The 24980-nt window shown below is 66.9% G+C and carries 19 protein-coding genes; 4 read left to right on the top strand and 15 right to left on the bottom strand.

Annotation, left to right across the window (positions count from 1 at the left end):
* Positions 1-83: 83 nt before the first annotated feature.
* The 12 genes from H4O10_RS12780 to H4O10_RS12725 form a co-directional block, all read right to left on the bottom strand.
* The gene (locus H4O10_RS12780; RefSeq protein ID WP_049445977.1) at positions 84-1451 is read right to left on the bottom strand and encodes an SLC13 family permease; all 1368 of its coding nucleotides are present in this window, start codon (positions 1449-1451) and stop codon (positions 84-86) included.
* A gap of 104 nt (positions 1452-1555) precedes the next feature.
* Positions 1556-2476: a malonate decarboxylase subunit epsilon gene (gene mdcH / locus H4O10_RS12775; RefSeq protein WP_049453235.1), complete on the bottom strand. Its 921-nt coding sequence runs from the start codon at positions 2474-2476 to the stop codon at positions 1556-1558.
* A complete protein-coding gene (gene mdcB / locus H4O10_RS12770; RefSeq protein WP_080353441.1) occupies positions 2473-3288 on the bottom strand; it encodes a triphosphoribosyl-dephospho-CoA synthase MdcB in 816 nt (271 codons plus the stop codon). Before mdcB ends, mdcH begins: the two co-directional genes overlap by 4 nt.
* A 35-nt stretch (positions 3289-3323) precedes the next feature.
* A complete protein-coding gene (gene mdcG / locus H4O10_RS12765; protein WP_049453239.1) occupies positions 3324-3965 on the bottom strand; it encodes a malonate decarboxylase holo-[acyl-carrier-protein] synthase in 642 nt (213 codons plus the stop codon).
* Positions 3958-4662, bottom strand: a complete 705-nt coding sequence (mdcE, locus tag H4O10_RS12760) for a biotin-independent malonate decarboxylase subunit gamma (RefSeq protein ID WP_049453244.1) — start codon at positions 4660-4662, stop codon at positions 3958-3960. Before mdcE ends, mdcG begins: the two co-directional genes overlap by 8 nt.
* Positions 4663-4664: 2 nt before the next feature.
* On the bottom strand, positions 4665-5573 hold the full coding sequence (locus H4O10_RS12755; protein WP_049403223.1) for a biotin-independent malonate decarboxylase subunit beta: 909 nt from the start codon (positions 5571-5573) through the stop codon (positions 4665-4667).
* Positions 5570-5890 (bottom strand): malonate decarboxylase acyl carrier protein, encoded by a 321-nt coding sequence (gene mdcC / locus H4O10_RS12750; RefSeq protein WP_049453073.1) that lies wholly within the window; start codon positions 5888-5890, stop codon positions 5570-5572. Before mdcC ends, H4O10_RS12755 begins: the two co-directional genes overlap by 4 nt.
* 10 nt (positions 5891-5900) lie before the next feature.
* Entirely contained in the window at positions 5901-7544 is a 1644-nt protein-coding gene (gene mdcA, locus H4O10_RS12745; RefSeq protein WP_182681056.1) for a malonate decarboxylase subunit alpha, read from the bottom strand.
* 190 nt (positions 7545-7734) lie between these two features.
* A complete protein-coding gene (locus tag H4O10_RS12740) occupies positions 7735-9927 on the bottom strand; it encodes a TonB-dependent siderophore receptor (protein ID WP_111118745.1) in 2193 nt (730 codons plus the stop codon).
* A gap of 354 nt (positions 9928-10281) precedes the next feature.
* Complete coding sequence (gene mqo, locus H4O10_RS12735; RefSeq protein ID WP_049454823.1) at positions 10282-11970, bottom strand: malate dehydrogenase (quinone); 1689 nt, start codon at positions 11968-11970, stop codon at positions 10282-10284.
* A gap of 229 nt (positions 11971-12199) precedes the next feature.
* Positions 12200-12646: a GNAT family N-acetyltransferase gene (locus H4O10_RS12730; RefSeq protein WP_049454821.1), complete on the bottom strand. Its 447-nt coding sequence runs from the start codon at positions 12644-12646 to the stop codon at positions 12200-12202.
* A gap of 169 nt (positions 12647-12815) precedes the next feature.
* Positions 12816-13721 carry a LysR family transcriptional regulator ArgP gene (locus tag H4O10_RS12725; RefSeq protein ID WP_005408522.1) on the bottom strand — a complete coding sequence of 302 codons (906 nt, stop codon included), beginning with the start codon at positions 13719-13721 and terminating at the stop codon, positions 12816-12818.
* A gap of 138 nt (positions 13722-13859) precedes the next feature.
* Here H4O10_RS12725 and H4O10_RS12720 point away from each other — a divergent pair, with 138 nt between their 5' ends.
* Positions 13860-14495: a LysE family transporter gene (locus H4O10_RS12720; protein WP_049454819.1), complete on the top strand. Its 636-nt coding sequence runs from the start codon at positions 13860-13862 to the stop codon at positions 14493-14495.
* A 167-nt stretch (positions 14496-14662) separates the two neighbouring features.
* Positions 14663-16630 (top strand): prolyl oligopeptidase family serine peptidase, encoded by a 1968-nt coding sequence (locus H4O10_RS12715; protein ID WP_182681055.1) that lies wholly within the window; start codon positions 14663-14665, stop codon positions 16628-16630.
* Between the two features lie 55 nt (positions 16631-16685).
* On the opposite strand, the gene H4O10_RS12710 is transcribed toward H4O10_RS12715, so the two are convergent.
* The 3 genes from H4O10_RS12710 to H4O10_RS12700 form a co-directional block, all read right to left on the bottom strand.
* Complete coding sequence (locus H4O10_RS12710; protein ID WP_033833344.1) at positions 16686-18440, bottom strand: oligopeptide:H+ symporter; 1755 nt, start codon at positions 18438-18440, stop codon at positions 16686-16688.
* Between the two features lie 79 nt (positions 18441-18519).
* A complete protein-coding gene (locus H4O10_RS12705) occupies positions 18520-19668 on the bottom strand; it encodes a heparan-alpha-glucosaminide N-acetyltransferase domain-containing protein (protein WP_033833345.1) in 1149 nt (382 codons plus the stop codon).
* A gap of 91 nt (positions 19669-19759) precedes the next feature.
* Positions 19760-20302 carry a hypothetical protein gene (locus H4O10_RS12700; RefSeq protein ID WP_239667832.1) on the bottom strand — a complete coding sequence of 181 codons (543 nt, stop codon included), beginning with the start codon at positions 20300-20302 and terminating at the stop codon, positions 19760-19762.
* A gap of 277 nt (positions 20303-20579) precedes the next feature.
* Here H4O10_RS12700 and H4O10_RS12695 point away from each other — a divergent pair, with 277 nt between their 5' ends.
* Both H4O10_RS12695 and H4O10_RS12690 read left to right on the top strand, forming a co-directional pair.
* Positions 20580-22544, top strand: a complete 1965-nt coding sequence (locus H4O10_RS12695) for an oligopeptide transporter, OPT family (RefSeq protein WP_005408528.1) — start codon at positions 20580-20582, stop codon at positions 22542-22544.
* A 226-nt stretch (positions 22545-22770) separates the two neighbouring features.
* Positions 22771-24849, top strand: a complete 2079-nt coding sequence (locus tag H4O10_RS12690) for a S9 family peptidase (protein ID WP_049454815.1) — start codon at positions 22771-22773, stop codon at positions 24847-24849.
* Positions 24850-24980: the final 131 nt, after the last annotated feature.

Below are 24980 nucleotides of genomic sequence, written 5' to 3'. Positions count from 1 at the left end.
GTGCCGGCCGCTGGCCGGCAACCCATGATCGCTGGATGACTTCATGGGATTGCCGGCCAGCGGCCGGCACTACCGTTGGGTGGTTACATCCAGCCCGGTACCACGAATACCAGCCAGGCCAGCAGCGGCCCCAGGGCCACCACCAGTCCGCTGTAGACCAGGAAGCGGCGGAACAGGGTCTCGCGTTCCTCCTTGGCTGCCGAGGCCACCACCAGTGCGCCATTGGTGGAGAACGGGCTGACATCGACGATGGTGGACGACACCGCCAGCGCGCAGATCACGCCGGCGGCGCTGAGGTGACCCTGCATCAGGAACGGCACCGCCAGCGGAATCGTGGCGCCCAGCACCGCAGCCGACGAGGCGAATGCGGAGACAATGCCGCCGACGTAGCAGACCAGCAGCGCGCCGAGCAGCGGAATGCCGATGTCGGACACGCCATTGCCGATGAAGTCCACCGCGCCGGCATGCTCCAGCACGCCGATGTAGGTCACCACACCGCAGATCAGCAGCACGGTGGACCAGCTGATGCCATCCACCGCGCCCTTCTGGCTTTGTGGCGACAGCAGTGCCAGCGCGACAGCCACGGTGATCGAGACCAGGCCGACGTTGAGGTTGTAGATCAGCGCGGCCACGCCCAGGCCGAGCAGGCCGATCAGGGTGAACAACCGCTCGCGGGTCAGGCCCACCGCATCCAGTGCCGCCGGATCATTGCTGAGCGTGCCGCCGCCGGCCGCGACCAGCGCGCCATGGCCTTCGATGGCGAATTGCCGCGACGATGCCTGCGGGCCACCGGCCATCGCCAGCTCGGCATTGCCGATCGTTCCGGCCGCGGTGATCGAGCCACGCCGCAGCAGGGCGATGCCGCCGAACGCGAAGAAGCAGATCGTCGCCATCATGAAGTTGAAGCCCAGGCTGGTCAGGAATACCGCCATCTCTGTCACTTCCAGCCCGGCTTTCTGCACCACGCCGTTGGTGATGCTGCCGTACACGCTGATCGGCGAGAAGCCACCGGCCTGCGCGCCATGGATGACCAGCAGGCCCATCATCAGTGGATTGATGTTGTACTGCTTGGCAAAGCGCAGCGCGACCGGACCGATGATGGCCACCGCTGCCGGGCCGAGCGCGCCGAAGGCGGTCAGCACCGCGGTGATCACGAACATCACCCACGGAATGGCCACGATATGGCCGCGCACGGCTTTTACTGCCCAGTGCACCAGCAGGTCGATGGTGCCGTTCTTCTGCGCGATGGCGAACAGATAGGTGATGCCGACCAGGGTCAGGAACAGATCGCCGGGAAAGCCGGCCAGGACCTCCTTGCCGCCCATGTCGACCCACAGCCCGCCGATGATGAAGGCCAGCGCGAAGGCGACGGCACCCATGTTGATCGGCATCGCCGTGGCGACGATGAACATGATCACCAGACCGATGATCGTTGCGATTTGTGGACTCATGCGCCCTCCCAGACACGTGACTCACGTACAGCGCGGATGGAGACCCGCCATCCCGGGGTAAGGCGACGTACGGCGTGTTGCGTGATACGTACTGCTCGAACCCGTTACTGCAGCCGCTCCAGCGCGCTGCGGACCCAGGCCGCCGCGCCTTCAAGGCTCTGGAACTCTTCCACCGCGCGCACCTCGCAGCACGGATAGGCCGGCGCGACCATGCGCGCCAGCGCGTTGCCCGGGCCCAGCTGCAGGAACACGCGCGCGCCGCGCTCGAAGGCCTGGCGCATCACCTGCGCCCATTCGATGGTCTGCGCCAGTTGCAACGACAGCGTGCTGACTGCCGTTGCGCGGTCCCGCACCGGTCGCGCATCGATGCCGGCCAGCAGCGGCAGGCGTGGGGCCTGCAGTGGCGATGCATCGAGTGCGGCAGCGAACGGTGCGACCGCCGCTGCCAGCAATGGTGTGTGTGCAGGCACGCGCACCGGCAGCAGACGGATGTCCGCGCCCTGCGCCCGCGCTGCATCGGCCAGCCGCTGCAACGAGGCCTGCGTGCCGCCCACGATGAAATGGTCCTGCCCGTTGGCGATGGCCACGTAGGTGCCCTGCGCATCGCACAGCGACTGCAGGCTGCGGCGGTCCAGCCCGAGCACTGCCTGCAGGCCTGCATCGGCGGGGCTGGCGCTGTCCATCAACTGCGCACGCTGCGCAGCCAGCGCCAGGCAGGTGGTGGCATCGAAGCTGCCGGCGATGGCGTGCGCGGCGAGCTCGCCGATGCTGTAGCCGGCCACCAGCACCGGTGCAGGCACCGCTTCGCGAAGGCCCTGCCAGTGCGCGAGGCTGGCTGCACACAGCAAGGGCTGCGCCAGAGCATTGTCGAAGCGCGATTCGTCAGCAGCTGCCGCGAACACGTCGCGTCCCAGCACTGCGCTGGCGGTCTCCAGTACGTCGCGCACGGCGGGCAGATCGCGCACGCGGTCGAACATTGCCGCATGCTGCGCACCTTGGCCGGGGCAGAGCAGGGCAAGGCTCATGCAACCTCCTGCTGCAGCAGGAACCAGGCACAGGCCAGCAGGTCGGCACTGCCGCCGGGGCTCAGCCGGCGTGCGACGAATCCATCACCGATGCTGTGCAGGCATGCCTGCCAGCCGGGTACGAAGGCGCCACCGTCATCGAGGAAGCCTCGCGCCTGTTGCTGGGCCCAGCGCAGGCCGCCGGCGCCGCCACGGTGCAGCAGGTTGAGGTCATCCACGCACGCGATCAGCTGCATCAGCGTCTGGCACATCGCGGCCTGGCGTGGCAGGCCGCTGGCCAGTGCGTGACGCAGGGTAGGCAGTGCCACGCCGCGCAGCAGCGGATAGCCGGCGGCCGCTTGTTCGCGCACACCCTGCACGCCGTGCCGTGCGCGCGCGCGCTGGCCAGGGCTGTTCGCATCCAGTGGTGCGCCGGCGAGCTCGGCAGCCCAGCGGCGCACTTCCTGGCAGACCTGCTCGGCTGCGATGGCGCCGCCCGCGCGGCCCCGACAGGCAGCGGAAGCCGCCACCAGCAGGCCAAGGCTGAAGATCGCACCGCGATGTGTGTTGATGCCCGCAGTGGCGTGCAGCATCGATATCTCCGCAGCGATGCCGTGCCGGCGCAACGTCTGGAACGGCGCCGCGCTGGCACCGGCGTCGGCCACGGCGACGAAGTAGTGGCGCAGCGTGAACAGGCTGCGCAGGAACGTGCCTGCGTCCATGTCGTGGTGGCTGCCGCTGTCGAAGGGGGTGACCAACCCTGGCTTGGGTGCAAGGGCGAGTTCGGCGTGCAGGCTGGCGATGGCGAGGCGCCCCAGACGCGCGCTGTCCACGGCAGCTGGCCTGACCGCCGGTTGCACGAGGGCGTTCACGCGCTCACCCCGGTGGAAGCGAACAACGCATCACGTAGTTCCAGTGCGGCACCATCGAGGCGCTTGACCAGTACCTCGCGGCTGCGCCCGGCGTATTCGCGCCAGTTCACCGCGCCACCATCCACCAGGCACAGTTCGCCATCGACCCGATGCCCGAAGGCGCTTTCCCAGTGCTGCAGGCGCTCGACCAGCAGGTCGGCCTGGCGTGCGTCACCCACCTGCCACAGCAGGTCGATGTCCGAGCGTGCGTGCACATAGGGCAGGCCGCTGAGGTGCTGCCAAGCGAAGGCGCCGAACACGCGGGCAGGTGCAAGCCGCAGCATTGCCTGCAGTGCCGCCTGCCAATCAGCCGGAACGCCGCCGGCGAGAATCTCATCCAGGGCAGGGGGAGGCTGCAGGTGCTGGATGTCCTGCAGGGCCACGCGCAACGCCAGCCGTTGCTTGCCTTCGCCTGGCGGCAGCGGCACCCCCAGGCGCAGCCGCGGGTCGGGATCATCCGCCGCACTGCGTGCCACCATGGCTGGCAGGCCCTGTGCGAACCATGCTGCCAGGCGCGGTTCGTGTGCAGTCACGTCAGCCCGCCAGTCGGCATCGGCCGACAGCCAGGCCAGCGTGTGGCGGGCGGGCCGCTCAGGCATCGCCGTGGGCCACCGCAGTCGAAACCCCTGCCGCCAGGGCACGACCGCCGCGCTGTGCGCCGCGTGCGGCACGCAGGTCGCCTTCAGCGGGCGTGCGCAGGGCCTGCAGCAGGTGCTGGGAAAGATCGCCCTCCCACAACGAGTCCACCGCGCCCATCGCCACGTAGTTTTCCACGCCCGGTGCGAACACCGGCGAGCTCTGGCTGAGCGCCTGCAGCTTCTCCAGCGGCTGCTTGGTCACCCGCGCCATTGCGCGCAGGTCCATCACCCGCACCTGTGCATCGGGCAGGGCGTGGATGTGGTCGGCCATCAGGCCGAATGAGAGGAAGCCGCCACTGACGGATTCGCCGTAGACCAGGGTGATCAGGCGCGCACCACGGCGGCGTGCCAGATCGAGCGTCTGCGCGAGATGCGCAAAGCAACCATTGATGCCCAACAGTTCGTCGCGCCGCGCCAGGCGCTGTCCGGCGGTATCCACCAGCATCACGATCGGTCGCTGTGGATGTGCGCCGGTGCTGGCAAGCACGGTTTCGGCCAGTGCCAGTGCGTGGTCCACGCCGACTTCAAGTTTGTCGGCGGTACCGATGACGGTCACCTTGCCATCCTCGGTGGCAGCGCTGCCGGTCAGCACCGAATCGTTCACCGCAATGGCATGCCCATGCGGGAACAGGGCATCGAGCAGGGTCTGCAACGGCATGCTCATGGCAGGCTCCGGTCGGCGGTGGCGATGAGGAATTCATCGGTGTCGAGCAGTGGCAGGCGTTCGGGGTGGGCAATGCCCAGCCGCGCCCAGATCTCCAGGCCATCGCGGCAATCGCCCCAGGCCTGCACGCGCGCCTTCAGTGCAGCGTGGCGGGCCTGCAGCGCAGCCAGTGCAGTATCCGGATCGGTGCTGCTGGTATCAGGCTGCAGCGCGTTGCTGGCCGCCTGCGCGAAGGCCTCGATGGCATCGGGCACCAGCACCTGTGCCTGGTCGATCAGGTAGCGGTGCTTGCCTCCCGTTACGCGCCAGACCAGCGCGCGATCACGGGAATCGAACTCTTCCACGCCGCGCACGGTTTCGATCACTTCCGGGCCGGACAGCGACAGGCGCCCCTCTTCGGACATGATGACCGTGCTGCAGCAGCGGGCGACGATGCCCATGCCGCCGAAGGCGCCGTTGCCGCTGCCGATCAGCGCGATCACCGGCACACCCGTTGCACGCGCGTCCAGGGTGGCGCGCATGATCTCGGAAATGGCGATGAGCCCTGCATTGGCTTCGTGCAGGCGCACACCACCGGTGTCCAGCAGCAGAAGCACACCTTCGGGATGTGTTTCGGCTGCGCGGCGCAGCAGCCCGGTCAGCTTGGCGCCGTGCACCTCGCCCACGCCGCCGCCCATGAATTCACCCTGCTGCGCGGCCAGCAGCACGCGTCGGCCACGCAGCGTGGCTTCGCCGACAACGATGCCGTCGTCGAACGCCGCGGGCTGGTCGAGCTGTGCCAGGTGCGGGCTTATCATCCGCCGCGCCGGGCCGAGGAATTCCCTGAAGGAACCGGCATCGACCAGGCTGGCGATACGCTCGCGCGCATCGGCTTCGTAGTAGCTGTAGCGCTGCGTCCGGTTCATCGTGGATCTCCAGCACGCAGGGTTTCCACGGCCTGGTCCAGGCGCAGGCTGACTACCGCCGGGGTCGCACCGGCATCGTTGATCGAGATGTGTACATCGCGCAGCGGATGACGCTGTGCGAAGTCGCTGATCACCGCTTGCCACACGCTGCCGTAGCCCTTCGCGGCGGTGATGATGCGCACCGTCATCGCGCCGTCCAGTGCGGCCGGCTCCAGCAGGATTTCCAGGTTGCCCGAGGCCAGCACGCCGACCAGCACCGCTTCGCGCGGAAACTGCACCGCGGTGTGCCCTTCGAATCGATAGTCGAGGGTTTCCATGCTCAGCTCCTCACCAGTTTCGGAAGCGCTTGGGCGGGTCGTACAGGCCGCCGGACCAGCGCACCAGGTCCTTCACCGAACGCGCCGCCAGCAGGTCACGGCTGGCATCGCGCACGGAGATGCCGAGGTCATCGGGGCGGCGGATCACGCCGCGGTCGCGCAGGTTCTCCACCATCGCGCGGTCGCGCCCCATGCCCACGGCGGTATAGCCGGCCACGCCACGGATCGCCTGTTCGCGCTCCTCAGGGGTGCGGCACAGCAGCAGGTTGGCAATGCCTTCCTCGGTCAGCACATGGCTGACGTCGTCGCCGTAGATCATCACCGGCGGCAGCGGCATGTTCGCGCGTTCGGCCAGGTCCCAGGCATCGAGGCGCTCGACGAAGGCCGGCGCCATGTGCTCGCGGAAGGTTTCCACCATCTGCACCACCAGCTTGCGCCCACGCGGCATCTCACCCGGGCGCGCGGCCTGCTGGCCGGCCTTGATCCAGGCCTCGCTGGCATGGCGCCGGCCGCGCGCGTCCGAGCCCATGTTCGGTGCGCCACCGAAGCCGGCAACGCGGTCGCGGGTGGCAGTGGAGCTGTTGCCCTGCAGGTCGATCTGCAATGTGGAACCGATGAACATGTCGCAGGCATACAGGCCGGCGGTCTGCGAGAAGGCGCGGTTGGAACGCATCGAGCCATCGGCGCCGGTGAAGAACACATCGCCTCGCGCGGCGATGTACTTCTCCATGCCCAGTTCCGAACCGAACGAATGCACTGATCTGACGAAGCCCGATTCGATTGCCGGAATCAGTGCCGGGTGGGGGTTCAACGCCCAGTGCTGGCAGATCTTTCCCTTCAGGCCGAGCGATTCGGCGTAGGTGGGGAGCAGCAGTTCGATGGCCGCCGTATCGAAGCCGATGCCATGGTTGAGGCGGTTCACGCCGTACTCGGCGTAGATGCCCTTGATCGCCATCATCGCCATCAACACCTGGATCTCGGAGATCTTCGCCGGGTCGCGGGTGAACAGCGGTTCGATGTGGTTCGGCCTCGGCGCCTGCACCACGAAGTTGATCCAGTCAGCGGGAACGTCGACGCGGGGGAGGGTGTCGACGATCTCGTTGACCTGGGCGATGACGATGCCGCCACCGAAGGCAGTGGCTTCGACGATCACCGGCGTGTCTTCGGTGTTCGGGCCGGTGTACAGGTTGCCGTGCCGGTCTGCGGCCTGCGCGGCGACCAGGGCCACGCGCGGGGTCAGGTCGATGAAGTAGCGGCCGAACAGTTCCAGGTAGGTGTGGATGGCACCGATCTGGATGCGCCCTTCAGCCACCAGGTTGGCCAACCGCACCGACTGCGGGCCGGAGAACGAGAAGTCCAGCTTCGACGCGATGCCACGCTCGAATACATCCAGATGCGAGGGCAGCGACAGCACCGACTGCACCATGTGCAGGTCGTGCACGCGGGCCGGATCAAGATCGGCCAGGGCCTGGGCGAGGAAATCGGCCTGCTTCTGGTTGTTGCCCTCCAGGCAGACCTTGTCGCCTGGCTCCAGCAGTGCATGCAGCAGCTCGCCTACGTCGCCGGCGGCGACCTGGCGTCCCCGGGCCCACGGCGCGGCACGTTCCAGGCGGGCCTGGCGGCTGCGTTCCAACGTATCCCAGCTCGGGTTCATCGACCGGCTTCCGATTGGTGTCGATGTAATTACGACATAATTACGAAGGGCGCCGCAACCTGCAGTGCAGCAAAAGGAAGGGCCCGCGCGGAGGCGGGCCCATTCAGGTATGCCACGACGGTGGGTCGTGGCGGAGGGCGTGCCGATCAACGGTCGGCACCCACCAGGCACCTACCGGTTCGCGGGTTGCTCAGAACGTCCAGCGCAGGCTGGCCGACACGAAGCGCGGTTCGCCGTAGTTGTTGTAGTCCAGATTCGCCCAGTAGGTCTTGTCCAGTGCGTTGCGCAAGCTCAGCGTTGCGGTCCAGCTGTCGCTGATGCGGTAGTTGGCATTGAACTGCACCAGCATGTAGGCCGGCTGGTTCACCGTCACCGTGCCGCCCAGCGGGTAGGCGATGTTGTAGCCCTGCACCTTGCTCTGCCATTGCACGCCACCGCCAACGCTCAGGCGTTCCAGCGCACCGCGCAGCTGCAGCTGGGTGTTGAGCTGCAACAGATCCTTTGGCGGGTTGGCGTACAGCAGGTCGGTAGCCGCGCGGGTGACCTTGACGTGGGTGTAGCCGGCATTGACCGTCCAGCCCGGCAGGATCTCGCCGTTGACGTCCACTTCCCAGCCGCGTGCCTTGGTGCCGTTGACGCCGATGTAGGCGGAGGTGCCATCGCTCAGCGAACCTTCCGGCACGCCCATGTCGCGCACGGCGTAGTTGTCCTGCTTGGCCTCGAACACGGCGGCGTTGGCGGTCAGGCGGCCGTCCAGCCACTGGGTCTTGATGCCCGCTTCCAGGTTCGAACCCTGCACCGGTGCCAGCAGGTTCTCGTTGCGGTCCTTGAAGTTCTGCGGGTTGAAGATCTCGGTGTAGCTGGCATAGGCCGACACGTTCGGGGTGATGTCGTAGACCAGGCCCACGTAGGGAGTGACTTCATCGCTCACCTTGTACGCGCCGCTGGTGCCGGTGTAGGTGCCAGCGGCGTTGTAGGAGCGGGTGAGGGTTTCCCAGCGGCTCAGGCGTGCGCCGGCAATCAGCGACAGCGGATCGGCCAGGCGCAGGCGGGTGGCCAGGTAGACGCCACTCTGCGTGGTCTTGGCCACGCGGCGCGCGCCGGTGCGGCGGTAGGTCACCTCGGAGATGTCGCCGTTCCAGTTGTACACGTTGGGAATGTAGTAGCAGCGCTCGCCGCCGCAGCGCGCCCAGTCGCTCGGGAAGTTCAGTGCCAGGGTATTCGTCGTGCCTTCCAGGTCCGACCACTGTGCGCCGAGGGTCACGTCGTGGTCGCGGCCGAACAGATCGAAACTGCCGGTCAGGTAGGCATCGACATTGCGGCGGGTGTCCTTCGAATCACCGGCGGCCGCGCGCAGGTAGATGCCCGAGCCGGTCACCGGGTCCGGGTTGCCGGTGCCGTACAGACGCACGTTCTGCACGTTGCCACGGGTATAGGCGGTGTTGATCTTCAACAGCCAGTTGTCGCCGAAACGCTGTTCCAGGTTGGCGAAGGCGGTGTTGCTCTCGCGCTTCCAGTAGCTCCATTTCGGCGACAGGTTGGTCGAGCGCGGCAGGTGCGCGAAATGGCCCTGGTTGTCGAAGAACGGCACGGTGCCCCAGGTCGAGCCGGTGGGGTTGTTGTCCTGGCTCTGGTAACCGAGGGTGATCGTGGTGCTGTCGGTGACGTCGCCTTCCAGCACCGCCATGCCGGCCATCTTGTTCTCGTCGTAGCGGTCGTAATACAGGCCACGATCGGTGTAGGCGGCGACCACGCGGCTGCGGAAGCGGCCGTCGGCGGTCAGCGGCGCGGTCACGTCGGCCTCCATGCGACGGTAGTCCCAGCTGCCGGCGCTGACCGCGAACGACGCATCGAATTCCTTGCCCGGGCGCTTGCGCAGCAGGTTGACCGTGGCCGACGGCACGCCGGCGCCGCTGAGCAGGCCGTTGGCGCCGCGGATCACTTCGATACGGTCGTAGAAGGCGGTGTCGTACTCCTGGTTGGTGGAGCCGCTGTAGGTGGGAATGCCATCGACCTGGAAGTCGGTGATGGCGAAGCCGCGCGCGTAGTACAGCGGGCGCTGCGTGTCATAGAAGGACACGCTCACGCCGGTTACGTTGCGCATCACATCGTTGATGCTGAACAGTGATTCGTCCTGCAGGCGCTGCAGGCTGATTGCGGTGGCGGACTGCGGGGTCTCCTGCAGGGTGATCGGCAGGCGCGTGGTGCTCGACGGGGGTGCGGACTGTTCGGCGCGGACGCTGACCCTGTCCAGGGTCTTGGCATCGGCAGTGCCATCGGCGGCGGCGAACGCGCTGGGCGCGGCCAGCAGGGTCAGCGACGAAAGCAGGGCAGCCGGCAAAAACGCGCGGCGGGGCAGGCGGTTACGGAGGATCAGGGACATGGTGGGCTCGAGGCTCGGAAGCGGGGAAGGGCGGCAACAGTCGTCCAGCACCCGGGGCGGCGGCTTCGGGCACGGTCAGGTCCATCTGGGGAGGTGCGATCACTGCACAGGACGCAAATGTAAATAATTCTTAACAACATTACAATTCGCGTCATTCGCAGGGGCTTTCCGGCGCAGAGCAGTGGCGGGCCGGGGTCGGATCCCGTCGCCGCAGGCAATGGGCTCTGACCCCATCATCGGCGCCCAGGTGCAGGTCAGAGCCCTCCCGTGCGGGAGGAATCCGACCCATTTCGCACAAAAACAAACGGCCACCCGAAGGTGGCCGTCCGTCTCCATCGAAAGCAAACTGCGGGCTTACAGCGCCTGCAGTTCCTCGTTGGCGTTGCGCTTTTCCTTGGCCGCTGCCGGCACTGCAGCCGCAGCAGGCGATGCCGCGTTCGCATCCACCGGCACCTCCAGATACGGCAGATGCAGGGTCTGGCTGGTCAGCGTACGGATCTCGTTGACCAGCGCGGCGCTGTCGTTGAGCTTGCGCCCGTACGACGGCACGATCTCGCGCAGGCGGGCTTCCCAGCCGGCCTTCATCTGGTCCGGGAAGGCCTTGGCCATCAGGTCCAGCATGATCGGCGGCGAGGTCGACGCACCCGGCGAAGCGCCGAGCAGGGCGGCGAGGGTGTGGTCCTTGTCGGTCACGATCTCGGTACCGAACTGCAGCACCGGGCCCTTCAGCGGATCACGCTTGATGATCTGCACGCGCTGGCCGGCGGTGACCAGCTTCCAGTCACCCGGCTTGGCAGTGGGGAAGTACTTGACCAGCTCGGCCTGGCGGTCGGCATCGTTCAGGCGCGCCTGGCCCATCAGGTACTGCACCAGGTCCAGGTTGTCCTTGCCCACTTCCAGCATCGGGCCGACGTTGTTGTGGTTCACCGACGAGTACAGGTCCCACCACGAGCCGTGCTTGAGGAACTTGGTGCTGTACAGCGCGAACGGCCCGAACAGGACCACCGGCTTGCCGTCCAGCTTGCGCGCATCCAGGTGCGGCACCGACATCGGCGGCGAGCCGGTCTCGGCCATGCCGTAGGCCTTCACGCCGTGGCGCGAGGTCACGTCCTGGCCCTGGAAGGCGAGGAACTGGCCACCGACCGGGAAGCCGGCGTAGTCCTTCGATTCCGGAATGCCGGACATCTGCAGCAGCTTCAGTGCAGCGCCACCGGCACCGATGAACACGAAGCGGGCGTGGGTGGTGGACTCGGTACCGGCCTTGAGGTCCTTCACCGTCACGTTCCAGCTCTTGTCGGCGTTCTGCCGCAGCGCGCTCACTTCGTGGTTGAGGTGCAGGCTGAAGTTCGGGCTGCGCTGCAGGCCGGCGGTCAGCTGGCGGGTGATCACGCCGAAGTTGACGTCGGTGCCCAGCGGCATCCAGGTCGCGGCAACCTTCTGCTTCGGGTCACGGCCTTCCATCAGCAGCGGGGCCCACTGCTTGATCTGGGCCGGATCCTCGGAGTACTGCATGCCGTAGAACAGCGGATTCTTCACCAGGGCCTGCTGGCGCTTGTGCAGGTAGGCGATGTTGTCATCGCCCCAGACGAAGCTCATGTGCGGGGTCGGGTTGATGAAGTCGCTGGGCTGGCCCAGCCGGCCTTCCTTCACCTGGTGCGACCAGAACTGGCGCGAGACCTCGAACGATTCGGCGATGCCGACCGCGCGCTTGGTCTCGATGCTGCCGTCGGGCAGTTCCGGGGTGTAGTTCAGTTCGGCGAAGGCCGAGTGGCCGGTGCCGGCGTTGTTCCAGCCGTCGGAGCTTTCACCGGCGACACCGTCGAGGCGTTCGTAGACCTGGATGTTCCAGTCCGGCTGCAGTTCCTGCAGGTAGGTGGCCAGGGTGATGCTCATGATGCCGGCGCCGACCAGCACAACGTCGACGGGCTTGTCGTTGCTGGCGGCGGGCACCGAGCGCTGGGTCAGCGGCCAGTACAGGAACAGCGCGGCGGCCAGCAACAGCAGCACGAGCAGGGCGAGAAGAGCCTTGCCAAATTTCTTCATGGGGGCGGGATCGTTGGCGGAGGGGAAGGGGTCAGGATGCGCGTGGGACAGGGAAAGGGCGTGAAGAAACAACGCCTTGCAGCATCCATATGCGATTCTAACCGGATCCGGTCTGTTTTTGATGCAACGCAGCATCCGGCGTTTCGCGCCATCCTCACCCGCTGGCGCCGGGTGATACCCGGCGAACGAAGCCTTGCCAGCGTCGGGCCATCCCTGGCGACAGCTTCACTCAGACCAGCTCAAGAATCTCGTCACCGGCCTCGTCGACCTGCCCGGTCGGGCGCCAGCCCAGGCGCCGGTAGAAGCCATGCGAGCGCGAGCGTGGGTCGGCCGAACAGGCCAGGAACAGGCGTTGGTGGCCGGCATCGCGGGTCAGGCTGACCACGTCCTGCAGCAGCTGCCGACCGATGCCGCGGCCTTCATACTCGGGCAGCAGGGCCAGCACCAGCACCTCGCCGCTGTCGCGGTCGGCGAAGCAATAGCCGGCCATGCGCTCGCCCTCCCAGGCGACGCGGCCGATCGAATCGCCCTGGGCGATGCCGGCTGCCCAGCTGCCCTCGGTGATGCCCAGCTCTGCCAACTGCGCGGCGCTGAAGGCGTTTTCGCGGGTGCGCCCGCGCAGGTCGATGCAGGCGGCGGCATCTTCGGGGCGCGCATCGCGGACGGCTATCGGCATACCGGACACCCTTGTAGTGATTGGCCCGCCAGTATCCGCATCACGCATGGACCCGGTGTGGAGGGTTGATGGAGATTGGATGGAGCAAAAAGGGGACGGAGGGGATTAAGTCGTCTTTGCCCGATGTGTCGCTTGGGCCTTATACGACCTAATCCCCTCCGTCCCCTTTTCAGCGCTTGCGCCGGATCAGTGCCGAGGAGGCCTCCAGCACCGCGCGGGTCAGCAAGGCCATGGTCTGCACGTCGCCCTTCCAATGCTGCCAGTACAGCGGCACGTCTTCCCATGCGCGCTGCCGTACGTAGACCAGGCGGCCCGCGTCCAGGTGCCGCTTGACCAGCGGCAACGGATTCATCGTCCAGCCCATGCCGCCGAGGTTGGCCTGCACGAAGGCCCGGGTGGAGGGAATCCACCAGGTCGGTGCGGTGCTGGGCAGGTCGTCGCCGGCCATGCGCCGGGCGAAGCGCGACTGCATGTCGTCCTTGCGGTTGAACACCAGCACCGGTGCCTGCGCCAGCGCCTGCGCGGTCACGCCCTTGGCGAAATGACGCTCGCGGAATTCGGGTGTACAGGTGGCGGCATACCGGATGCTGCCCAGCGCATGGATCTGGCAGCCCTGCACCGGCTCGTCCAGGGTGGTCACCGCGCCCAGCACCGTGCCCTGGCGCAGCAGTTCGACGGTGTGGTCCTGGTCCTCAACGCGCAGGTCCAGCGTAGTGCCGGTGGTCTGCGCGAACTGGTAGGCCGCCTGCGGGAACCAGGTTTCCAGGCTGTCGTGGTTCACCGCCACCGGGATGCTGGCCTGTGGCAGGTCCTCGTCGGCCAGGCCCATCCGGTGCAGCGCATCGTGCTCGAGCAGGGCGGTCTGCTCGGCCAGCTGCACCAGCAACTGCCCCTCGGCGGTGGCGGTGGCCGGGGTGCCGCGCTTGACCAGCAGCCGGCCGATCCGGTCCTCCAGCGCCTTGACCCGCTGCGAGATGGCGGACGGGGTGACATTCAGCGACTGCGCGGCGCGGTCGAAGCTGCCTTCGCGGATCACTGCGGCCAGGGCACGCAGCTGGGCATGGTCGATACGCATCGAATTAAGTTCCGCTAATGTTGGTTTAGGAAGTTTAGCTCGTCTTTTTCATGTTGCGGCGCGACAATGGCGCTCGTTCCGGTGCTGTCCGCCTTCGCGAGGCACCGTCCCCCCAAGCAAGTAAAGGCAGTGAATCCCATGTTCTCGGTCATCTTCGCCAGCACCGGCCTCGGTGCCTGGTTCTCTGGTGCAGCTACCGGCATCGGCCTGTTCGCCGTGGTCGGCGCCCAGAGCGCCTTCATCCTGCGCCAGGGCATCCTGCGCAAGCACATCGTGCCGGTGGTCGCCACCTGTGCGGCCATCGATGCGATCTTCATCTTTGCCAGCGTGGCCGGCCTGCGCACGCTCACTTCGACGCTGCCGTGGCTGACCACCGCCGTGCTGTGGACCGGCGTGGCGTTCCTGGCCTGGTACGCGATGAAGTCGGCGCGCCGCGCGATCGCCGGTGGCGGCGGCATGGGCGAGGCTGACAGCGACGACGGCAGCCGCCGCGCGGTGCTGATGGCCGCAGTCGGTTTCTCGCTGATCAACCCGCACTTCTGGCTGGACATGATGGTGATCGGTTCGATCGCCGAGAACTTCGGCAACGCCCGCATGGCCTTCGCTGCCGGTGTGGTCACCGCCAGTTGCCTGTGGCTGACCGCGCAGGGCCTGGGCGCGCGCCTGCTGGCGCCGCTGTTCACCAAGCCCAGCACCTGGCGCGTGCTCGACGGCACCATCGCGGTGATCCTCAGCATCCTGGCCCTCACATTGGCGGTGCGCGGGGTCCACTGACCCCGCGCACGCCCCCCGAACCCACGTCCTGACTCTCTCTCCAAGGTAGTGGTAACGACGGCACCGGCAACGGTGCCGTCGTTTTTTGTGCGCCACTGGCGGGCCGGGCACTGGCCTGCCTAGAATCGGCCAGCCGGGACAAGGGGTCCAGGCAGGGGGAGAGAAGGATGCACAAGCGCTGGCTGGCCGCCATCATCGTGGCGGGATTGTGGTGTGGAACCGCTGCTGCGATCGATCTGGGCGCCTATGTGCGAGCGGACAAGTTCGGCGATGTCATGCTGTCTCCCGGGGGCGATTATCTGGCCGCGACCGTGCCTGCGGACGGCTTCACCGCTGTGATCATCCTTCGTACGGACGACAACACGCCGGTGGGCAACCTGCGCCCACCACTCAATTCGCATGTCTTCGGCCTGCACTGGGTCAACAACGATCAGGTGATGTTCGGTCTGGCGCAGAAGTTCGGTACCCGCGACGCGCCGTGGGCCACCGGCGAGCTGCTGACACTGGATGCACGCACCGGACGACCGCAACTACTGGTGGGCTACCGCGACCTTGGCCTGCGCGTGCGGCCCAAGTACCGGACGTCGGCCGCGGCGTTCCTCAGTGACGCCCTGCCTGGCGACGATGCGCACGTGGTCATCGCGGTAGGCGGATCGCGGCTGGATGCCAACGGTTATGCGGCCCAGCTGGAACTGGCAAGCGGCAAGCAGCGGCTGCTGGCCCGCGCGCCGATGCCGGGTGCCTCCTATGTGGTGGATGCCCGCGGCGACGTACGTTTCGTACAGGGCGCCGGTACTGACAACGTCCATCGGCTCTACCACCGCAACAGTGGCGACTGGGCGCTGGTCAACGATGAGAAACGGAGTGGTCGCAGCGAGGCGGCGCTGGGCTTTTCCGCCGACGGCCAGCTGGCCTACCTGCTCAGCGAGCAGGCCAGCGGCCCCGATGCCATCGTCAGCTGGAACCCGGCCACGCAGGAGCGCAAGGTCGTGCTGCGCGATGAGGTTGTCGATCCGGCACGACTGATCCGCAGCCCGGGCAGCACCGTGCCGGTCGGCGCGCTGTTCCTGGGAAACACGCCGCATACCCGGTTCTTCGACGAAAGCTCGGACGAGGCACGGTTGTACCGCAGCCTGGAGGCGGCCTTCCCCGGGCATGCAGTATTCATCACCTCCAGTACCCGCGACGGTCGCCGGCTGCTGGTGGAAACCGGGTCCGGTTCCAATCCGGGCGAGTTCTACCTCTACGACCGCGACCGCAACCAGGCGCGCTTCCTGATGGCGCGCAGCGAATGGATTGATCCGGAGACCACTGCGTCGGTGCGGCCGGTCCTGCTGAAGGCGCGTGACGGGCTGGAGCTCCATGGATTCCTGACAGTCCCGCATGGCAGCACTGGCCGTGACCTGCCGATGGTGGTGGTGCCGCATGGTGGGCCGATCGGGATATTCGACAACGGCAGTTTCGACCACGAGAACCAGTTGCTGGCCGCTGCCGGCTACGCCGTGCTGCAGATCAATTTCCGCGGCTCGGGCAACTACGGCCGTGCGCACAGCCGGGCAGCACTCAAACAGTGGGGGCGCGCGATGCAGGACGACGTGACCGACGCCACGCGCTGGGCGATCAGCGAAGGCATCGCCGATGCCCGGCGCATCTGCATCTACGGTGCCAGCTACGGCGCCTACTCGGCGATGATGGGCGCCGCGCGCGAACCGGGGCTGTACCAGTGCGCGGCCGGCTATGTGGGCGTCTACGACCTGCCGCTGATGTTTACTGGCGGCGATATCCAGGACCGCGATTCCGGAATGAGCTACCTGCGCGAGTGGCTGGGTGATCCGGCCACGCTGGGCGCGGTCTCGCCGGTCAACCTGGCCGAGCGGATCAAGGTGCCTGTGTTCCTGGCGGCCGGGGGTCAGGACAAGCGCGCCCCGATCCAGCACACCGAACGCATGGAAGCGGCGCTCAAGCGTGCCGGTACGCCGGTGGAAAGCCTGTACTACAAGACCGAAGGGCACGGCTTCTATACCCAGGCCCATCGCAGCGAGTACTACGGCAAGCTGCTGGCGTTCCTGTCGCGCAGCCTGGGTGGCAAGACCGCCACGACTGCGGCTGCGGACGGCAAGGGCAGGGCGCCGTAACGCAAAGGGCGGCGGATGATCCAACCGCCGCCCCGGTTCCTGCCTGTGCGTGGGCTTACTTCACCCCGTGCATCATCTTCTTCAACAGTGGTGCGGCAATGAAAGCGGCCAGCGCACAGCCCAGGCCGATCCACATCAGCAGCCAGAACAGGTGCGCATAGGCACCGGCGGCGGCCACCATGTCCAGCGATTCGCCTTCCGGCACCTCGATCGCGGCCAGCTTGCCGAACAGCGCGGCCAGCGTCTCCGAGAAGGCGGTGGCCAGGAACCAGGTGCCCATCATCAGGCTCATCACCCGCGGCACGGCCAACTGGGTCACCGCCGACAGGCCGACCGGCGACAGGCACATCTCGCCACTGGCCAGCAGGAAGTAGGCCAGCACCAGCCACCACACGCTGGCCATCTCGCCGGTAGCGCCCACCTGCTGCGCGGCCAGTGCCAGCGGCACGAACGACAGTGCGCCGATCACCAGGCCCCAGGCTGATTTGACCGGCTTGCCCGGTTCCCAGCCGCGGCGGTCCATCCACGTCCACAGTGCGGCGAAGGCCGGTGCCAGCAGCACCAGGAACAGGCCGCCGAGATAGGTCAGCGAGCCGGCGGTCTGCGGAATCACCAGGCAGTCGCGCACCAGCAGCACCAGCATCAGCACGACGATGGCGGCGAAGAACGTGCGCGGCGCAGCCGAACCCGGACGACGCTCGGACAACCGCGCGCTGACCACGAAGCCCAGCGGTGCCAGCAGCAGTGAGAGGATCGACCACGGCAGCGGCGTACCGCCGGTGATCACCAGCGAGGGCACGATGTCCTTGGTCAGCAGCCGGTCGGTGAAGGTCACCCACGAGCCGTAGGACTGCTCGTACATGGTGAAGAACACCAGCGCCATGAAGATCAGCACCATCAGCGCGATCATCTGCTGGCGCTGTACCGGCGTGCACTTGCTGCCGGTGAACCAGGCGAACCAGACCAGCACGCCGCCCAGCACCACCACCATCAACATCAGTGCCAGGCTGATTTCACCGCCCAGCGCGAACGCGCCGTTGCCGGCCGCCCACATCAGCCACGCCACCGGCAACACACCGAGCACTGCGCACAGATAGATGAGCCATTCGCGCGGCAGGCCCAGCACCTTCTGCTTCAACGCCGCCGGTTGCGGCGGCTCGGCGTGGCCCTGCAGGTACTTCTGGCCCCACAGGAACATGGCCAGGCCGGCCAGCATGCCGATGCCGGCCGCACCGAAACCGTACTTCCAGCCGTAGGCCTCGCCGAGGAAGCCGCACACCAGCGATGAGAACAGCGCGCCCAGGTTGATGCCGGCGTAGAACAGCGAGAAACCCGAATCGCGGCGCGGATCGTCCTTGGCGTACAGCTTGCCGACAATGGTGGAGATGTTCGGTTTCAGGAAACCGACGCCCATGATGATCAGCGCCAGCGACAGGTAGGTCACCGCCAGTGCCGAGGTGTCGCGCACCACTTCGCCGTTCACCCGGTACGCAGCGTGGCCTTCGAAGGCCATGCCGAGGTGGCCGAGTACCAGCAGGATGCCGCCGAACAGCACGGCCCGGCGCATGCCCAGCCAGCGGTCGGCCAGCATGCCGCCGAATACAGGGATGCAGTACACCAGGCCACCGTAGGCGCCGAGCAGGTCCAGGCCGGCCTTGTCGCCGAACAGGTGGTACTTGGTCAGGTACAGCAGCAACAGCGCCTTCATGCCGTAGAAGGAGAAGCGCTCCCACATTTCGGTGAAGAAGCAGACATAGACGCCTTTGGGGTGGCCCAGGAAGTCGTCGGAAGCGATAGCGGTGGAATTCATCGCGGAATTATAGGCCTGTGGCCCGATCCGCTTTCAGTAGATCCACGCCATGCGTGGATTGCCGGACTGGCCTGGGCGATCACAGGTACCGCAACCACGGCAGGTCACGCCTTCGCGCCTTGAACCGCGCGAATGCCCGGGTCGGCGGGTACAGCACCACCGCCAGCGCACAGGCCACCAGCAGCAGGCCGCTGACCGAATCCAGGGCATACAACTCGCCATGGGTCGGCCCCCAGGCCGCCAGCGCGCCCAGGTACAGCGCCTTCAACACATACAGGTGCAGCAGGTAGAAGAACATCGGCGCGGCGCCGATATCGGCCAGCGGGCGCAGCGCACGCGCCAGTGGCGGCCATTCGTACAGGCGCAGCAGCAACAACCCCACGCCCAGGGTCAACAGCAGGAACTGCAGAGACGGCGGGTACTTGGTGATGTTGAGGATGCTCAGCCAGGTGCGCAGTGCTGTGGTCTGGTACTGCCAAGGAGCATCCCCGTACTCGTTGGCGAACCGCAGTAAGGCGAACAGGGCCAGCGCGCCGACGCCTGCCCACAGCAGCCAGTGATGGCGCTGCGCCGGCGCGCGCTCGCGGGCGAACCAGGGCCCCATCAGATAACCCAGGGCGATCACCCCGATCCACGGCAGCACCGGATAGGAGGTGCGCAGGCGCAGTGCGCCGGCCTCGATCCAGTCGCGCTGGTGCAGCACTTTCCACAGCACCGCCAGCAGGCCATCGCCTTGCACCCGCAAGCCGTCGAACAGGTTGTGCCCGGCCACCACCGCGATTGCCAGCACCAGCAGGGCCGGGCGTGGCAGCCAAAGCAGCCCGGCCAGCGCGATCATGCTCAGCCCGATGGCCCAGATCACCTGCAGGTACAGGGTTTCCGGCGGCAGCTGGAAGGTCCAGGCGAAATTCACCAGGGTCAGTTCCAGCACGACCAGGAACAGCCCGCGCTTGAGCAGGAACGCGGCCGTGGCCCGGCGCGGATCCGCCTGGCGCTGGCCGTACAGCCAGGCCGACAGGCCGGTCAACAGGACGAACACGGGTGCGCACAGGTGGGCCAGCAGACGGCAGGCGAACAGCGCGGGGGAGACCGTCGCCGCGTCCATCGGGTCGCTCACCTGGTGCTGCAGGAAGAAGGTCTCGCGCACGTGGTCGAGCAACATCAACAGCATCACGGTGCCGCGCAGCTGGTCGATGGAGGCCAGGCGGGTAGTGGGGGAAGGGGCCACGTGCGAGGTTCGGTCGGCGTGACAGGATATAACATAACAATTGCGTCTTTCCAGCGCGTGCTGGGCGGTTCCGACGAGCGCGCGCGTCGGCTCAGGGCAGGCAAACCGAGGGGCTCCAGCCCAGCGCCTCGTCGTAGTGGACCTGGATCGCTCGCAGGCTCCCGTCGGGGTTGGCCTTCAAGCAGAATCGGGCGCTGTGGTGTTGCGTGGCGCCGGTCCTGGTGGCCGACAGCGAAACGTCGTACAGGCGTCCGGGCTGCAGCGGCATCGCCGTCTGCCTTGAAATGGCGTTGGCTGGCACTTCTCCGTAGACCACGCAGGCTCCGGGTGGAAGTGGGATTGATGCGGGATGGGCAAAGTAGAACGACCATTGCCGCCGCAGCGGTGGAGTAATTGCGTCATGCACCTCCACACCAAACACCTCCGGAGTTTTACCGATACGCTTGCGCTCCTTCCTGGGTAGTCCGAAACAAGGTTTGCCGGCGTGGTCGGTGATCTCGACTGCGCCAATGCGGCTCCAGGCAGATGCGTAATCGCAAAGCGGCATCAGGCAGGTCAGGGTCACGACAGCCACGACCGGTGATTTGATCGGGCGGATCCGCAGTGGGTTGTTCATCGGGCGGCTCAGCGTCATCGGTTCAGATCATGAACACGATGCACGGGGCGTTGAGGCACTTCAAACGATGATGGCTGGAATGCTGCAGTACTGGTTGGCCGGGCCCCTGCAGGACAAAGAGACCGCGAGGCCCGGCAGCCCTCCGGCATGTGCCCCATGCGCTTGATGCGTTGGCCGAGTTTGGCTGGAAGCGACTATCTCACTGCCGACCTGGCCGCAACCCTCCCGAACCGCACTGGACTTGCTGCCTCCTGAACGCTAGCGTGCAAGGGATTTTTTGCCAGCAGGGGCTTCCATGAACCACGACGCTGCGCCCAAGCAGCTCACCTTCCGCGCAGTGGCCCTGGCCATCGTGCTGGCGGTGGTGCTGTCGGCCGCAAACGCCTACCTCGGTCTGTTCGCAGGCCTGACCATCGCCACCGCCATTCCCGCCGCGGTGATTTCCATGGGCGTGCTGCGCCTGCTGGGCGGTGGCTCCATCCTTGAAAACAACATCGTGCAGACCGGCGCTTCGGCCGGTTCGTCGATCGCCGCCGGTGTGATCTTCACCATCCCGGCGCTGGTGATCATGGGCTACTGGCCGGACTTCAAGTACTGGTGGGTGCTCGGCATCGCCGGCCTCGGCGGCCTGCTGGGCGTGTTGTTCTCGGTGCCGCTGCGTCGTTCGATGATCGTCGAAGACCCGCTTCCGTTCCCGGAAGGCAAGGCTGCGGCCGAAGTGCTCAAGGCCGGTGAGAATCCGGGCCCGGGCCTGAAGATCCTCGGCCTGTCGGCGGTGATCGGTGCCTTCGTCAAGCTGGCCGCGGAAAGCGGCATGCGCCTGATCCCGGATGCCTGGGCCACTTCGGCCTACGTCGGCAGCTCCAAGGTCACCGCCTTCATCGGTACCAACCTGTCGCCGGCACTGCTGGGCGTGGGCTACATCGTCGGCCTCAACGTCGGCATCGTGGTGGTGTCCGGTTCGATCCTGACCTGGCACATCGCCATTCCGATCTACCAGGCGTTCTTCATGAACACCGATCCGGCACTGGCCGCGTCGGTTGCCGCGGCTTCGTCCACCGAGGCGGCGTTCGCCATCTGGGGCGCGAAGATGCGCTACCTGGGTGTCGGCGCGATGCTGATCGGTGGCATCTGGACCCTGATCTCGCTGCGCAAGTCGCTGCTCAACGGCGTCAAGAGCGGCTTTGCCGCCGCCCGCAAGAGCGGTGGCCCGGTGCTGGCGCACACCGAGCGCGACCTGCCGATGAAGTGGATGCTGGTGGCCTTGGTGGTCTTCGTGCTGCCGCTGCTGGCCCTGTACCAGGCCATCGTCGGCCAGTGGCACGTGTCGATCCCGATGACCCTCATCATGATCGTCGCCGGCTTCCTGTTCGTTTCGGTCTCGGCCTACCTGGCCGGCCTGATCGGTTCGTCCAACAACCCGGTGTCGGGCATCACCATCTCCACCATCCTGTTCGCCTCGGCCGTGCTGGTCGTGCTGCTGGGCGCCGACGGCCTGAAGCCGGTCGGTGCCGGCGGCGCGCCGCTGGGCGCCGTGGCCGCCATCATGATCGGCGCGGTGGTGTGCTGCGCCGCTGCGGTTGGTGGTGACAACCTGCAGGACCTCAAGGCCGGCTACATCGTCGGCGCCACCCCGTGGAAGCAGCAGCTGATGCTGGGCATCGGTGCCTTCTCGTGTGCGCTGATCATGGCCCCGGTGCTGAACCTGCTGGCCACCGCCTACGGCATCGGCGTGAAGTCCGAGCTGCACCCGAACGCGCTGGCCGCACCGCAGGCCAACCTGATGGCCTCGGTGGCCAAGGGCCTGTTCGGTGGTGAACTGCCGTGGACCTTCATCGGCATCGGTGCCGTGGTCGGTGCCGCCATCATCGCCTTCGACAGCTGGCTGAAGGCGCGCAACGCCCGCTTCCGCGTGCCGGTGCTGGCCGCCGCCATCGGCATCTACCTGCCGCTGGAACTGATGGTGCCGATCTTCCTCGGCGGCCTGATCGCCCACCTGGTCGAGCGCTTCCACAAGGTGCGCGCCGATGACGAAGAAGGCCGCGACCGCGTGCACAAGCCGGGCGTGCTGTTCGCCGCCGGCCTGATCACCGGCGAAGCGCTGATGGGCATCGCCATCGCGATTCCGATCGTGGTCAGCAGCCGCGCCGACGTGCTGGCCGTGCCGTTCCACCTGCCGGGCGCGCAGTGGATCGGCCTGGCCGTGCTGTTCTTGGTCGGCTGGCTGATCTACCGCACCGGCAAGTACGCCAAGGCGTAAGGGGGCTCTGCCCCTGGGTTCAACGGGTAGTGCCGGCCGCTGGCCGGCAATCCCGGAATCCCGTGATACCCCTGGTTGCCGGCCAGCGGCCGGCACTACCGCAGACCCCGCTTCGGCGCGGTTTGCTGTTTCTGGCGATTGTCCGTCTGCAGCCATGACCGATGGCCTTGGCAGCCCCGGCCGCACGGGCCTACCATCGGTTTTTTGCCGTCCTGCGGAGACCCCGATGAAACTGCGTCATGCCCTGCTGCCACTGAGCCTGCTGGCCGCCCTGCCCAGCGTCGCCGCTGCCCGTGGCCTGGAAGTCCGCGACATGGTGGCCATGGACCGCGTCTCCGCGCCGGTGCTGACCGCTGACGGTGGCACCGTGGTGTTCGCCAAGCGCAGCGTCGATGCCAACCTGAAGGCCTCCACCGCGCTGTTCGCGCGCAGCCTGCGCACCCGCGATGCAGCGCCGCCGAAGCAGATCACCCCGGCCGGCTGGAACGTCAATTCCGCTTCGCTGTCGGCCGATGGCCAGACCGTGTATTTCCTCAGTGCCAGGAACGGCAGCCAGCAGCTGTACGCGCAGCCGATCAGCGGCGGTGCTCCGCGCCAGCTGACCGATTTCCCGGTCGACGTGGACAGCTACCACGTGTCGCCGCAGGACGACCGCGTGCTGTTCAGCGCCGGCGTGTTCCAGGACTGTGCCTCGGACCTGGCCTGCACCGAGAAGAAACTGAAGGAAAAGAAGGACGCCAAGGCCAGCGGCCAGGTGTGGGATTCGCTGTTCGTGCGCCACTGGGACACCTGGAACGACGGTCGCCGCAACACCCTGTTCGTCGCTCCGCTGCCGACGGCCAAGGCCGGTGCGGTCAAGGGCGCGTCGGCGCTGAGCGCGACCATCGATGGTGATGCGCCGTCCAAGCCGTTCGGCGGCAATGATGACTTCGCGTGGTCGCCGGACGGCGCCAGCGTGGTGGCCAGCATCCGCGTGGCCGGCAAGCAGGAGCCGTGGTCGACCAACTTCGACCTGTACCGCTTCGACGCCGCCGGCAAGCAGGCACCGGTCAACCTGACCGCCTCCAACCCGGCCTGGGATGCCGGCCCTGTGTTCAGTGCGGACGGCAAGACCCTGTTCTACCGTGCGATGAAGCGCCCGGGCTTCGAGGCCGACCGCTTCGGCCTGATGGCGATGGACCTGGCCAGCGGCAAGACCCGCGAAATTGCGCCGCAGTGGGATCGCTCGGCGGGCGGCATCACCCTGTCCGCCGATGGTGCCAGCATCTACACCACGGCCGATGACCTTGGCGAACACCCGCTGTTCCAGATCGACGTGGCCAGCGGCAAGGCCACCAGGCTGATCGGCGACGGCAGCGTGACCTCGGTGGATGTGGCCGGCAACAGCGTGGCGATCACCCGCAACAGCCTGAAGAGCAACGACCAGGTGCTGGTCGGCCTGCTGCCGGCTGCGGGCGAGGCCATCGGCGAACTGCGCGCGCTGACCCCGGCCGCTGGTGAGGTGCTGAAGGAGGTCAGCTTCGGCGACTACGAGCAGTTCGAGTTCAAGGGCTGGAACAACGACACCGTGCATGGCTATGTGGTCAAGCCGCACAACTACCAGGAAGGCAAGTCCTACCCGGTCGCGTTCCTGATCCACGGTGGCCCGCAGGGCAGCTTCGGCAATGGCTGGAGCTACCGTTGGAATCCGCAGACCTACGCGGGCCAGGGCTACGCCGTGGTGATGATCGACTTCCACGGTTCCACAGGCTACGGACAGGCCTTCACCGATGCGATCAGCCAGCACTGGGGCGACCGCCCGCTGGAAGACCTGCAGAAGGGCTGGGACGCGGCGCTGAAGAAGTACTCCTTCCTCAACGGTGACAAGGCCTGTGCGCTGGGCGCCAGCTACGGCGGCTTCATGGTCAACTGGATCGCCGGCAACTGGAACAGCCCGTTCAAGTGCCTGGTCAACCACGACGGCGTGTTCGACCAGCGCATGATGGGCTACGCCACCGAAGAGCTGTGGTTCACCGAGTGGGAGCAGGGCGGCACGCCGTACCAGAAGGCCGCGAACTACGAGAAGTTCAACCCGGTCAACCACGTGGCGGACTGGAAGAAGCCGATCCTGGTCATCCACGGCCAGCAGGACTTCCGCATTCCGGTCGAGCAGGGCCTGGCCGCGTTCACCGCTGCCCAGCGTCAGGGCATCGAATCGAAGTTCCTGTACTTCCCGGATGAAAACCACTGGGTGCTGAAGCCGAACAACAGCATCCTGTGGCATGACACCGTCAATGCCTGGCTGAAGCAGCACATCGGCAACTGATGACTGCAGCGCCGCCCTTCGGGGCGGCGCTTTTGTTTCGCCATCTGCTTTACCGGTGGGGGCCGACCGTTGGTCGGCACACCCTCATGATCCGCCGCCAACAGCAGCCGGCCAGCGGCCGGCTCTACCCA

This window comes from Stenotrophomonas sp. I18B00994 (assembly GCF_014145825.1).
Lineage (GTDB): Bacteria > Pseudomonadota > Gammaproteobacteria > Xanthomonadales > Xanthomonadaceae > Stenotrophomonas > Stenotrophomonas maltophilia.
The sequence above is the reverse complement of the archived record's forward strand: the minus strand, read 5'-3'. Positions and strand labels throughout refer to the sequence as shown.